Raw genomic sequence first — 12,014 nt, forward strand, 5'->3', positions numbered from 1 at the left:
TTTGCGAAACTGCCGGCACCGATCGCCAGGGTGAGGGCGGCTACGGCCGATATACGTCGGATGCGATTCATGGCTCACTCGAATCTGTAGACGATGGCCTGATCGTAACTCCGTCGACCGACAGCGAACAGAGCTCGATTTGGTCGGGATCTTCTAGGGGCAGAGGAACGAAATGGGGGCGGGGCCGCGCTTCGGAGGGTACGGGCAGCGGGGCCGGACCGGGCCCCTCGGCGATCCCGATGGGGTCGTTGTTGTTCGCGTGGTAGACGTGACACACGCTCAGGTCCCAGCCCGTGGCAACCAATCCCGGCCACACGTAATCGCATGGGCATCAGCGCATTCCGGTCCCTTTGCAGCAGCCGGATCTGGTGGAGCAGTGGTCATTCGGGTCGGCGTGGGCGGTGGGGGTGCTCAGGCCCGTTGCGAACGCGGTCGCGGACAGTACCGCGGCAAGGATCCGTTTGGCGCTCATGGTGGTCCCTTCGTCGTCGTTGTTCCCATGACTATGGCGACCATTGGGCGCTACCGGTCCATAATTTTGTTTGAGTCAGGTAGGTGTGAGATGCGAATTTGCGGAGCGGCGCTCAGGCGCCCTCCGCCAGATAGGTGACCAGGTACCACCGCCGGGCAGGCTGAACCGAAGTGTCGTATTCGTCGGTCGCTGTGGCGTTGTCGAGGCGGACGTCCGTGTAGTCCGGATTGTGCAGGCGAATGTGGTCCTGAAGCTGGGCCCAGAGCGCGTCGCCGTGCAGGGCCGGGTCTGCGAGTGCTCTGCCCTCGTACCGTGTCCAACTCACTTCTCGAATTTAGCCGGGCGGAACCGGTGGCCCGCCCTCAGGCGGGCGCGCCGAATTCTCGATGCGGGGAGGGGTCTTCGGCGAAGGGGTCCGGGCCGAACCGGTTCGGTCCGTCGGTGCCACGCATTGCCCAAAAGATGACAAGCACGACGAAGCCGATGATCGGCACGAAGGCGATCAGCACCCACCAACCAGAGTTGTCGATGTCGTGCAGGCGCCGAACGGAGATGGCCAGGCTCGGAATGAAGGTGATCGCCTGGAAGACGGTGTTAGTGATCTGGTGGTCCAGCTGCGTGTCGATGACTGCCGTCAAAATGCCGACGACGAAGGTGAATAAAGACCAATACCAGAATTCGGACCGGCAGGCGCGATCGCGGAAATTGAAGTATTTGGCGAATCCGGTTGAGATCGCTTGCCCGAAGCCCATCTCGTCACCTCGCTGTGGAGCTGGTAGGTAGCGCGGAGGGTAGCACAGCGGCCTTGGAGTGCCTTTCCACGCGACTGCGCAGATATACGAAAGGGTTGAGAGGTGTTCTATCGCAGTCTTTTTGAAGCTGTGATGTTGTGCAACTCGCGGTTTGCGCAGCTCAGTCGTTTCCCGTCTGCCTACCGGCCTGGAACGCTCGCCTTGGCGTCCTTGATCAGCAGCATCAGGTGCAGCGGGTCGGTGGGGGACGGCTCGAAGTTGAAGCGGGTGTAGAAGTTACGCGCGTTGTCGTGGATCGCGTGCACGAGGATGGCGCGCACGCCGATCTGCTCGGCGGCTTGCACGGCCCGAGCGATGGCGTCGCGCAGCAGGCTCTCGCCCAATCCACCGCCTTGGTGCTTGCGATCGATTGCCAGGCGGGACAACGGGATCACCGGTATCGGGTCGGGCATGTTGCGTCGGAACTTGCCGGCGCAGCCAGTGTGTGAAACCGCCCCGGCTGACATGGCGTAATAACCGACCACGCGTGCATCCTGGCACGTGACGTAACAACGTGATGCACCGCCGACGTGATTGGCCAGCGCGCGCCTGCGCAGGTAATCATCGAGCGCGGGTTCACCACTGTCGAACCCGGCGGGGTCGTCCGTCTCCCTGATCGGTCGTGGGGCGCTGTAACCGCTCACTCGTTCGGATCAGAGTCAAACAACGATGGCTTGGCAAACAGCTCCGCCAGGGCCGGCTTGGTCTGCACGGGTCGGTCGAGGATGGCGTTGAACTCGGTCCACGCGGCGTCATCGAGCAAGAAATGTCGGCGGTCGGCGAGTACGTCGCGGGCGTGTGCGACCGTGGCACTGACGCAGAAGGTGGTGAGGTCGGTCCCTTCGACCTCGGCGGCATGGCGGATCAGGGCGTCCTGCCAAGGGGTTAGGCGCACCGCAAAACGTTCAGACCGCCCATTGTGGGCCTGATAGGCGTACACGTCAATCATTGCCACCGTTGACCTGCAAAAACTCTGGTGCGCGATACTGGGATTGAACCAGTGACCTCTTCCGTGTCAGGGAAGCGCTCTCCCGCTGAGCTAATCGCGCTTGGAGATCGAAACTGGAGGTGGAGACGGGAATCGAACCCGTGTGCACGGCTTTGCAGGCCGTTGCCTCACCACTCGGCCACTCCACCGCTGGGATTGATGCCTCTTGCACCTCTCGAGCGGATGACGGGATTCGAACCCGCGACCCTCACCTTGGCAAGGTGATGCGCTACCAACTGCGCTACATCCGCGCGCAACGGGCGAGATCGTCGTCCGGTGCGAAGCAAGACGATAGTCCAGTGAACCGGCCCACACAAATCCCTTGGTACTGGGCGCGCCTGCCTTGGCCCCCGTCGGCGCCAGCGGTGATCGTGCTAGTGTTCGACGTCGTTCGCCTCTCGGCGCCGGTCCCGTGGCTCAGTGGGAGAGCGTCCGCTTCACACGCGGAAGGTCGCTGGTTCGATCCCAGCCGGGACCACCCCAAAGATCACGTCTGAATACCCAGCTTCCGACACGAAGCCGACCGGCGGCGGTTCCTGATCGCGGCAGCCACCACCGAGGCGGTCGCCACCCGTCGGTACATTCGGCCTACGCGCTGCTGGTGGCCATCATTGAATCCCGCAAACACGCATCGTCACACTGAACGATGTCTTCCTGCGGCCGGAGATCCCACGTAGCACAAGCGGTTTCGTCAACTAGCTAGCGGTCTGGGCTAGTATCGCGCTGGTCCTCACGCCGCAGAAGGGAAGATGACGATGTCGGTCACGGTGATTCTCGAGCTCCGATTCAAGCCCGAAGAGGTGGCTGCGGGGCGGGAATTGATGGGGCGCGCGCTGCAGGACACCCGGGCGTTCGACGGCAACTTGCGCACGGACGTGCTCATCGATGAGGACGACGAAGCGCACTGGCTGATCTACGAACTGTGGGAGTCGGTGGACGCCGACGAGGCGTACCGGCGCTTCCGCGCCGGCGAAGGAAAGCTGACCCAGCTACCTCCGCTACTGGCCGCACCGCCGGTCAAGACGAGGTACACCACCTCCGACGTCTAGCGCGAGCGCATCCCCGCGCATTGGCCTAGCGTCAGTGTGCATGAGCTTTTCCGAAGGCATCGGCACGCTAAAACTCGAATGTCCGCAGGCCCACCCCGTCGGCAGGATCCTGCGGGAGGCCGCGCACCAATCGGTCCAGTACGACCCGGGTGCCGCGGTCGGGCCCCGACGGTTCTGGCCCGCGGAAAACGAGCACGCACAGTTCACCGTCAACTGCCGGTTTTGCGACAAGCCGGTAGGTGAAGCCACGGCGACGCTGCGCGCGCAGTTCACGGATCTGGTCGAGCACACCGCCGATACGTATCGAACGACCACCTTGTCTTACGTCTAAAAAGTCGCTATTCACATAAAAGACAAATCAAATACCTAATAAATCCAACTTCTGAGCAGCCGCGTACTACTGCTAAAGCCAGACGCCGCAACGTTTTTCACCCGCAAATCCGGCACAGCCGCCCACGCAAGACGCTATTCGGCATTTGTGCAGTAAACGACACCCGTATTCACCCATGCTGATATCGCGAGTTTTTATTGATTTCGTAAGGGCTATAAGGAAACGTTTGGAAAAGCGCACTACCCACGTCCCTACGAACACGGAGCTCTCATGACGCTATCCCGCAGGCACCCGCTGGGCGTCCTCGCCGTGGTTGTGGCCAGCCTCGCCGCTGTCACATCTCTCGTCGTGTACGCACCGCCGGCTCAGGCGTTCTACGTCAAGTACCACGAGACGATCACGCGCAACGCGCTACCCGCAGATCAGGTCAGCCAGCTGGCCGTCAACCAGATTCTGGTGGGGCCGCCGCCCGGTGGCGGAGCCATGGGCAGTGACGTCTTCGCCACCGACGAGTTCCGTCACCTCGACAACTCGATCAACCCGGTCGACATCTGCAACCGTGCCCGCCAGGCCTGGGACGTCTTTTCGCCCGTCGTACTGAGCGGCTCGGTACTCAACGGCAACGTCGAAGCCGACGGACCCGGTGCCCGCGCCGCGTTCGGAGCGTTGCTGCACACCCAGCAGGACTTCTACGCGCACTCCAACTGGGTCGACGACAACATCGCCATCGGCCAGCTGGACCGGCTCGCCCCGCCGATCTTCCCGAACTGCAACCCGGCGGATTTCCCGGCCGACCTGCACACCGGCTACTACAGCATCGACTTCGCCCAGCAGTTCCCCCTCGAGGGCTGCCCGGCCGGCGGCCCGCCGCCCGGTTTCCAGGAATGCCACAGCACGTTGAACAAGGACGGCCCACACACCCCGCGCGGCAGCCAGCTCGTCCCCGGCACGAACATGACCAAGTACGACCTGGCGGCCCAGCTGGCAACCCGTGCAAGCACCGACCTGTACTTCACGATCCGTGACTGGGTGGCCAACGCCAACGGCCAGGACGCCGCCGTTCAGCTGTTCCAGCAGGGTGGCCCGATGCCTTCGCTGTCCAACCTCCCGCACCTGCCCAACGTCCCGAACATTCCGTACACCGGAAACTGATCACCGAAGTCAGCGGGTGCTCGGGTCGACCCAGTCGATCCACTCGCCGTGGGCAGCAAGCCCGAGCACACCGCTGATCCCGGCCTGGTCGAACGCCGCGACGAACTCCTCGGCGCCCTCGCTGAAGTGAGCCCAACCGTCCACGTGCGCAGGTATCACCAGCGTGGCGCCGAGTAGTTCGGCCGCGGCGGCGGCACGCGCCGAAGTGAGCGTCAACGGCCGCCCGCGTTCCTTGGACGCCACCCTCGCAGCGCCGGCGAACAGAACCGCGATGTCAACATGGCCCACCCGGTCGGAGATTTCCCGGACCGTGGCGATCGATGCGTTGTCGCCGCTGAGGTAAACGGTGGGCACCTGCGGGCCCGACAGCACGAAGCCGGTCACCTCGCAGTTGACGTGACCGCCGGCGTCCCGTTGCCCGTCGGCCGGGCCGTGCACGGCCGGAACCGCCTGTGCGACAAGACCATCGGACAGCGAGTAGGACTCCCACGGCGCCAAACCCACCGCCGGCGGGCCGAGCCGGGACGCGCCGCCGGGATGGGTGAGCACCAGGGGAGCGGTCAGCGCCCAGCGGCGGCCTTCGTCGTCGAGGTTGTCCGGATGCTGGTCATGGCTGATCAACACCGCATCCACCGGCCCCAGCGCATCGGCGCTCACCACCGGGCCGACAGTCTTGGTCAGGTAGGCGTGCTCGCCGGGTGGATCGAACGTCGGGTCCATCACGATCCGGTGTCCACCGATGTCCACGACCGTTGTCGGACCGCCCAATACGCAGTTGGCGCACTCGCGCCGCCGTGCATCGAATCCCACGAGCGCTACATCCCCTTCTCGCCCAGCCAGGAGTGGATCCGCTCGGCCACCCGCGGCCAGCCCGGTTCCAGCATCAACATGTGCCCCATGCACGGGAAGATCTCTGCCTCGGTGCGGTACCTGCGCGCCGTCGCGCGTACCTCGGCATTGCTGATCAGGCCGTCGTGCTCGCCACCCAATACCAACATCGGTGTCGTCACGCGGCTCGGCCGCGGCAGCCGGACCGCCTGGTCGAAGAAGACGGCGCGCAGGCTGTCGGGTTCGACCCGCCGCGCTCCCTGCTCGACGAGGGGCTCGGGAGTCGTTGGGCTGAAAAGGAATTGCCGTGCCAGCCGCGGGGTGTTGAAGATACCGTGTGCCTGTCCGATTCCGTTGGCCCGCACCGAAATCCATGGCTCTTTGCGCCAAACCCGCATGGCCGACGGGAAAATGCCGCGCGTCGGCGTCGACGCGAGCAGCACCGCGGCCGGTGCATCGCGCTTCTCCAGATACTTCTGCGTGATGAAGCCGCCGGTGGAATGACCGATGAGCACCGGCCGGCCGCCCAATTGGTCGGCCGCCCAACGCACGTCGTGGAGATAGTCCGCGATGGAGCACTTGCTGACCGGCTTCGGCGAGCTGCTGGCGCCATGACCGCGCCAGCTCACGGCCGCCGCCCGATACCCGCGCTCGGCGAAGAAATCGAGGAAGTGTTCGTCCCAGCACCACGCCGACAGGCAACCGCCATGCACGAACAGCAGCGGCGCGGGGTGGGTCTGTGAAGCGGTGCCTTTATCGATCAGTTCGAGCACAGCCAACATGGTGCCAGCTTCCTCACAGCGCCGTCTCCGCAACTCCGCATAGGGTGCATCAGTGTCCATCTCCCACATGCTGTTGATCGGATTGGCGGGTATGGGTGCCGGTGTGATCAATGCGCTGGTCGGGTCTGGCACCCTGATCACCTTCCCGACGCTGGTCGCGCTCGGCTATCCACCGGTCACCTCGACCATGTCCAATGCGGTCGGCCTGGTCGCCGGCGGTGTATCAAGCACCTGGGGCTATCGCCGGGAACTGCGCGGGCAGTGGGACCGCCTGCGCTGGCAGATCCCGGCGTCGCTGGCCGGAGGCGTGCTCGGCGCCTATCTGCTGCTGCACCTGCCAGAGAAGTTCTTCGTCATGATCGTGCCGGTGCTGTTGGTGCTGGCGCTGATCCTGGTGCTGATCGGGCCCTGGATCCAATCGTGGGCACGCCGCCGTGCCGAGGACGCCGGGCGCTCCGCCGACCACCTCACCCCGACCCGGATGGCAATGCTGGTCCTGGGCACCTTCGCCGTTGGCGTCTACGGCGGTTATTTCACCGCTGCCCAAGGCATTCTGTTGGTCGGTGTGATGGGCGCCCTGCTGCCCGAATCGGTGCAGCGCATGAACGCCGCCAAGAATTTACTCACTCTGATTGTGAATATCGTTGCCGCGGTGGGCTATACGTTGGTGGCCTGGGACCGGATCAGCTGGCCGGTGGCCGGGTTGATCGCGATCGGCTCGTTGATCGGGGGATTGCTGGGTGCGCGCTACGGTCGGCGGTTGTCGCCGGGTGCGCTGCGGGCCACCATCGTGGTGGTCGGTCTGGTTGGCTTGTACCGGCTGCTCGCCGTGTAAAAGCGTCGGCGGGGGCTTAGGATTCGGCAATGCCGGTCACTCCCGATGACGCGATAGCAGCGATCCGCGGTGCCGGCGGCGCCTGCCCCGGCCAGCGGGCGTTGCACGCCAAGGGCACGCTGTACCGCGGCACGTTCACCGCCACACCGGAGGCCGCGACGCTCTCGCGCGCAGCGCATCTCGACGGTTCGCCGGTGCCGACGCTGGTGCGGTTCTCCAACGGATCGGGCAACCCGACCCAAGCCGACGGCGCCGCGGGGGTGCGCGGGCTGGCGGTGAAGTTCACCCTTCCTGACGGCAAAACGACCGATGTCTCGACGCAGACCGCTCGGCTGTTCGCTTCCAGCACGCCCGACGGCTTCGTCGAGCTGCTGCGGGCGCTGCGACCCGGCCCGACCATGCCGGCGCGCCTGGCCCGCCTGTTCGTCACCCGGCCGGCGCTGCTGCGGGCCCTGCCGATACTCGCGGCCGCCGGGAAAACCCCGGCGAGTTACGCCACGATCGAATACCACGGTCTGCACGCCTTCCGCTGGACCGGCGCCGACGGCAGCAGCAGATTCGTTCGCTACCACCTGATTCCGGCAGCCGGCGTCCAGCATCTGTCGAAGCGGGCCGCCGGCAAGCAACCACCCGACTTCCTCACCGACGAACTCAACACCCGCCTGGAATCGGGACCCGTTCGGTTCGACTACCGCGTCCAGATCGCCGGACCTAACGACTCGACCGTCGACCCCTCCGCGCCGTGGCAGCACAACGACACAGTCAGCGTCGGCACCATCGAGATCACCGGATTGGACACCGAGCGCGAACACGACGGTGACATCGTCGTGTTCGACCCGCTCCGTGTCACCGACGGCATCGAGCCCTCCGAGGACCCGGTATTGCGGTTCCGCAGCCTCACCTATTCCGAGTCGGTCAAGCTCCGCACCGGTGTCGCCCGCGGCGCCGAAGCGCCCAGCATCAGCTGAGCGTCGCCTCTGCGGCCGCCGCGATCACATCCATCGCGTCGCGGCGCTGCCGGAATGCCCGCAGTTGCCGCATCGCGCCGTTGCCTAGCGTGGTGACGCGCTCGAGTTCGTCGACGACGTGGTGGTACTCGCCTAGAGCGTTAAGCGCCGGGCGCACCCGATGGACCAGCGCGCTCAATTGCTCGCGGGCGGGCACCGCGCCGCGGCCGTTGACCAGATCCAGCGTGTCGCCGGCCAGGCCGTCGTGCGCGGCTTTCCAATACGCGGCCCGCAGCGCCGCCGGCGGTAGCCGATCGGCGCCCTCGGGGCGTTCGTCGACCGCCGTCATCACCGCGGCCCGGATCAGGGTGGCCAGCAGCACGGTGTCGGCGACCGTGGCCGGCACGTCGGCGACCCGCACCTCGACCGTCGGGAAATCGGCCGATGGTCGCACGTCCCAATAGACCATCCCGGCATCCAGGATCACGCCGGTGTCGACCAGCATGCGCACCGTGCGGTCGTACTCGTCGGCCGAGGTGAAGTACGGCGGGGCACCCGCCACCGGCCAGCGCCGCCACAGCACACTGCGCCAACTGGCGTATCCCGATTCGGAGTTGCGGTAGATCGCCGAATTCGCCGACAGCGCCAACAGCGTCGGCAACCACGGTCGCAGCCAGTTGCTGGCATGGATGGCCGCCGACCGGTCGGGCACCTGCACGTGCACATGGCAGCCGCAGATGCCCTGCTCGTGTGCCACCATGCCGAACTGCTCGCCGATCTTGCGGTAGCGCGGGGTGTCGGTGACCGGAAACTTCGTCGGCGCGACCGGCGGCAGAGCAAGGGCCAACAGCCGGACACCGACCGCTTCGGCGGCCTCGGCCGCGGTGCGGCGCAGCTCCCTGAGTTCCTCGCCGAGCCGCAAGCTGGACGACACGACGCTGGACGCGGTCTCCACCTGGCAGCTGCTCAGCTCCACCTGCAGGTCCACGCCCCGCCGTTCGGCCTCGGCAGCGACCGCGCGATTGCGGGGGGCCGGCTCGCCGGAGTCCGGATCGACGAGCAGGAATTCCTCTTCCACGCCGAAGGTCGGGAGATCGTCCGCCGAGCGCTCCAGGCTCATATCGGCAAAACTACCCTCCCATCGGCAGCAAAACCTGACGTCCAAACACCCGCTTGACCTGCGGAACCGATACCAACCGAACCCTTTGATGTCGCTATGTCTGCCATTTCCCTGTGGGAAACCGTCCAGTTCGGGACAATGGTCTCGATGCACGTCGGGTGTGAAGGAGCGATCAGCAGTGTCAAGTGTTGGGTTGCAAGAGCACGACCACGTCCTTGATTCCATCGAAGGCCTGGTAGCCCAGGATGGCATCGAAGCCGTCACCATCCGTGCGCTGACCAAAGCCACCGGGGTCTCCAACGGCGCCATCTACCGCACGTTCGAGTCGCGTGGCGGGCTGCTCGGCCGGGTGTGGATTCGCGCAGAGAGGCGTTTCCTGGACCATCTGACCAGCCTGATCGAGGAAGCCAAGGCGCGCCCGGGCAGCGAGCCATTGGACGCCGTCTACGCGGCGGCCGAGACGTCGCTGCTGTATCCGGAGATGTATCCGGAGTCGTCGGCCTGCCTGATGACGGTGCGCCGCGACGACGTGGTGAGCCAGCCGATGCCGCGCGAGATCGCCGACCAGCTACGCGCGCTGGAACGCGAACTCACCGGGGTGATGGCGCAGCTGGCCGAGGGTCTGTGGCGCCGCAGCGATGCCGCCGCCGTCAACCTGATCGCCACCTGCATCGTCGATCTGCCCAAGTGGATCGCACTGCGCGGGCACGGGTACACCCCGTCCACGCTGCGAAACTACCTACACGCCGCGGTGCGCTCCGTGCTCGAGGTGGGCCCACCACCGGTGGGTGCAAACCACGCGACCACCGCCAACGGCCCGATCGAGTACCGCTGGGCTCACCTGGCGGGAGTCACGGCCAGCGCGTGGTCCACCGTCGGGTATATCGGCAGCAGGACGCTCAACCCGCAGGCTTCCACGATCCGGTCCACGATCGGCGTCTGAGTCACCAGCCGTAGCTCGACGCCGCGTTCTCGGCACTGTTCGGCCGTATCGGCCAACACGGTGAACGCGCAGCAACCCATGAAGTCCACATCGGACACGTCGATGACGAACGGGCCGGCCGGGGTAGCGGTAGCGGCCGCCTCCGTCACCAGCCGGTGCCAGGTGTGCTCGTTGCACGCGTCGATCTCGCCGCCGGCGTGGATGATCACCGCCTCGCCGCGGCGGTCGGTGATTGCGCGCAGCGTGCTGCACGGGTCCCCGAGCTCATAAACCAGCCGCGTGCTCAGGGTGAGGTGCGTGGAGGAAAAAGCTTCTGCAATGACCAGGCTCATTAGTGCACTCCTAATCGACAAGCGCAGAACGCGCCGCGAAGGATGCCCATCCTTCTGATCTGAAGACAGACAGACTCGCCTTGTAAGTCTCAGTTCTATAACAAGACAGGGCGGTCTGTCTACATGGCCGCCGTAAGAGTACGGTAAGCCTCGTTATGTCCGTGGGTGATGTCACGGGGCCCCAGGTGCCGGCCCGTGAACGGATACTAGGTGCCGCCTACGAGTTGTTCAGCCGGCGGGGTATCCGCGCGGTGGGCACCGACGAGGTGATCGAGCGGGCCGGTGTGGCCCGGGCCACGCTCTACCGTCACTTTGCCACCAAAAACGACCTGGTCCTGGCCGTTTTGGATCGTCGGGAACAGCTGTGGACGCACGGGTTGATCGAGGAGCAGTCCGCGGCACGCGGCAAGACCCCCGAGGAACAGTTACTGGCCATTTTCGACGTCCTGCACGAGTGGTTTCAGAACCGAGACGGCTATGAAGGCTGCTCGTTCATCAATGTGCTGCTGGAGCTGGGTGTCGATCACCCGGTCGGCCGGGCCAGCATCGCGCACATAGCCAACGTCCGCCAGATCGTTCGCGAGCGCGCCGTGGCAGCGGGCCTGATCGACGTCGAGGCGTTCGCCATGTCCTGGCACATCCTGATGAAGGGGGCCATCATCATGGCGGCGGTCGGCGAAACCGACGCGGCCCTGCGGGCGCAAGCGATGGCCCGCGGGCTCATCGAGCAGCATCGTCCCGAGGACACCCACAAGCTGGGCGTGGCGGCTGGCTAGATCACGCCGCGGTGGTGTCGGACTTGCGGGCGTGCTCTTCCTCGAGTTCGGCGATGGCGCGCGACGTGCGTTCGCGCAGCAGTATCGCGGCGGTGACCCCGCAAATGATCGCGATGACCAGCGCCACCCAGGAGAACCTGGACAGCCAGCGCTCGGCGGCCACGCCGGCGAAATAGACCAGTGCCGTCGTCCCCCCGGCCCAGCAGATGCCGCCGCACACGTTGGCCACCAGGAAGCGGGGATAGGGCATCTTCAGCGCGCCGGCCAGCGGCCCGGCGAAGATCCGCAGCAGCGCGATGAACCGTCCGAAGAACACCGCCCGCACACCCCACCGGTTGAAGGTGCGTTCGGCGAGCGCGACGTGTCCGGGCCCGAAGTGCTTCGGGAACCGCCGGCCGAGCCGATCGAACAACGGCATCCCGAACCGCCGGCCGATCGAGTAGCCGATCGAATCGCCTATCACCGCGCCGAGCACCGCAGCCGCCCCGACGCCGACCGGGTTCACCGCCAGCTCGTGGTGCGATGACATCAACGCCGCGCTGACCAACACGATCTCGCCCGGCAGCGGAATGCCCAGGCTTTCCAGCCCGACGATGCCGCCAACCACCAGATACACCGCTAGCGGCGGGATTGTCTGCAGCAGGGCCTCCACATCCATGCGTTAAAGG

General features: G+C 65.7%; 16 protein-coding genes and 4 tRNA genes. 8 read left to right on the top strand and 12 right to left on the bottom strand.

Translation table 11 applies throughout. The features are described from left to right. Positions 1 to 584: 584 nt before the first annotated feature. From A9X01_RS06990 to A9X01_RS07020, 7 genes are all read right to left on the bottom strand, one after another. Positions 585 to 797, bottom strand: a complete 213-nt coding sequence (locus tag A9X01_RS06990) for a hypothetical protein (protein WP_065120039.1) — start codon at positions 795 to 797, stop codon at positions 585 to 587. Positions 798 to 834: 37 nt separating this feature from the next. Then, positions 835 to 1,224, bottom strand: a complete 390-nt coding sequence (locus A9X01_RS06995) for a DUF805 domain-containing protein (protein ID WP_065120040.1) — start codon at positions 1,222 to 1,224, stop codon at positions 835 to 837. Between the two features lie 179 nt (positions 1,225 to 1,403). Next, on the bottom strand, positions 1,404 to 1,907 hold the full coding sequence (locus A9X01_RS07000; RefSeq protein WP_065120041.1) for a GNAT family N-acetyltransferase: 504 nt from the start codon (positions 1,905 to 1,907) through the stop codon (positions 1,404 to 1,406). Then, positions 1,904 to 2,212: a type II toxin-antitoxin system TacA family antitoxin gene (locus A9X01_RS07005; RefSeq protein WP_065120042.1), complete on the bottom strand. Its 309-nt coding sequence runs from the start codon at positions 2,210 to 2,212 to the stop codon at positions 1,904 to 1,906. Before A9X01_RS07005 ends, A9X01_RS07000 begins: the two co-directional genes overlap by 4 nt. Positions 2,213 to 2,237: 25 nt before the next feature. Next, positions 2,238 to 2,312, bottom strand: a tRNA-Val gene (locus A9X01_RS07010). A gap of 14 nt (positions 2,313 to 2,326) precedes the next feature. Then, positions 2,327 to 2,400: transfer RNA gene (locus tag A9X01_RS07015), tRNA-Cys, on the bottom strand. A 29-nt stretch (positions 2,401 to 2,429) separates the two neighbouring features. Next, positions 2,430 to 2,502: transfer RNA gene (locus A9X01_RS07020), tRNA-Gly, on the bottom strand. Between the two features lie 155 nt (positions 2,503 to 2,657). Here A9X01_RS07020 and A9X01_RS07025 point away from each other — a divergent pair. From A9X01_RS07025 to A9X01_RS07040, 4 genes are all read left to right on the top strand, one after another. Beyond that, positions 2,658 to 2,729: transfer RNA gene (locus tag A9X01_RS07025), tRNA-Val, on the top strand. A gap of 277 nt (positions 2,730 to 3,006) precedes the next feature. Then, positions 3,007 to 3,300, top strand: coding sequence for a putative quinol monooxygenase (locus A9X01_RS07030; RefSeq protein WP_065120101.1), 294 nt, complete (start codon positions 3,007 to 3,009; stop codon positions 3,298 to 3,300). A 40-nt stretch (positions 3,301 to 3,340) separates the two neighbouring features. Next, a complete protein-coding gene (locus A9X01_RS07035; RefSeq protein ID WP_065120043.1) occupies positions 3,341 to 3,631 on the top strand; it encodes a hypothetical protein in 291 nt (96 codons plus the stop codon). Between the two features lie 270 nt (positions 3,632 to 3,901). Continuing rightward, positions 3,902 to 4,783, top strand: coding sequence for a hypothetical protein (locus A9X01_RS07040; RefSeq protein WP_065120044.1), 882 nt, complete (start codon positions 3,902 to 3,904; stop codon positions 4,781 to 4,783). 9 nt (positions 4,784 to 4,792) lie between these two features. On the opposite strand, the gene A9X01_RS07045 is transcribed toward A9X01_RS07040, so the two are convergent. Continuing rightward, a complete protein-coding gene (locus tag A9X01_RS07045) occupies positions 4,793 to 5,593 on the bottom strand; it encodes an MBL fold metallo-hydrolase (protein WP_065120045.1) in 801 nt (266 codons plus the stop codon). A 5-nt stretch (positions 5,594 to 5,598) separates the two neighbouring features. After that, entirely contained in the window at positions 5,599 to 6,393 is a 795-nt protein-coding gene (locus tag A9X01_RS07050) for an alpha/beta hydrolase (protein ID WP_436405239.1), read from the bottom strand. 52 nt (positions 6,394 to 6,445) lie between these two features. Between A9X01_RS07050 and A9X01_RS07055 the strand changes: the two genes are divergently transcribed. Further along, positions 6,446 to 7,228, top strand: coding sequence for a sulfite exporter TauE/SafE family protein (locus tag A9X01_RS07055; protein ID WP_065120046.1), 783 nt, complete (start codon positions 6,446 to 6,448; stop codon positions 7,226 to 7,228). Between the two features lie 29 nt (positions 7,229 to 7,257). Continuing rightward, positions 7,258 to 8,196, top strand: coding sequence for a catalase family peroxidase (locus tag A9X01_RS07060; protein WP_065120047.1), 939 nt, complete (start codon positions 7,258 to 7,260; stop codon positions 8,194 to 8,196). On the opposite strand, the gene A9X01_RS07065 is transcribed toward A9X01_RS07060, so the two are convergent. After that, positions 8,189 to 9,295 carry a glutamate--cysteine ligase gene (locus A9X01_RS07065; RefSeq protein ID WP_065120048.1) on the bottom strand — a complete coding sequence of 369 codons (1,107 nt, stop codon included), beginning with the start codon at positions 9,293 to 9,295 and terminating at the stop codon, positions 8,189 to 8,191. The two genes, A9X01_RS07060 and A9X01_RS07065, sit on opposite strands and share 8 nt — an antisense overlap. Positions 9,296 to 9,473: 178 nt before the next feature. Between A9X01_RS07065 and A9X01_RS07070 the strand changes: the two genes are divergently transcribed. Further along, entirely contained in the window at positions 9,474 to 10,238 is a 765-nt protein-coding gene (locus A9X01_RS07070; RefSeq protein WP_253848985.1) for a TetR/AcrR family transcriptional regulator, read from the top strand. Here A9X01_RS07070 and A9X01_RS28840 read toward each other — a convergent pair. Further along, positions 10,133 to 10,570, bottom strand: a complete 438-nt coding sequence (locus tag A9X01_RS28840) for an anti-sigma factor antagonist (protein WP_081282245.1) — start codon at positions 10,568 to 10,570, stop codon at positions 10,133 to 10,135. The genes A9X01_RS07070 and A9X01_RS28840 overlap by 106 nt on opposite strands. 155 nt (positions 10,571 to 10,725) lie before the next feature. Between A9X01_RS28840 and A9X01_RS07080 the strand changes: the two genes are divergently transcribed. Beyond that, the gene (locus A9X01_RS07080) at positions 10,726 to 11,346 is read left to right on the top strand and encodes a TetR/AcrR family transcriptional regulator (protein ID WP_065120051.1); all 621 of its coding nucleotides are present in this window, start codon (positions 10,726 to 10,728) and stop codon (positions 11,344 to 11,346) included. A 1-nt stretch (position 11,347) separates the two neighbouring features. On the opposite strand, the gene A9X01_RS07085 is transcribed toward A9X01_RS07080, so the two are convergent. Then, positions 11,348 to 12,004: a DedA family protein gene (locus A9X01_RS07085; RefSeq protein WP_065120052.1), complete on the bottom strand. Its 657-nt coding sequence runs from the start codon at positions 12,002 to 12,004 to the stop codon at positions 11,348 to 11,350. Between the last annotated feature and the right edge of the window lie 10 nt (positions 12,005 to 12,014).

It is taken from the genome of Mycobacterium asiaticum (assembly GCF_001668675.1).
GTDB lineage: Bacteria > Actinomycetota > Actinomycetes > Mycobacteriales > Mycobacteriaceae > Mycobacterium > Mycobacterium asiaticum_D.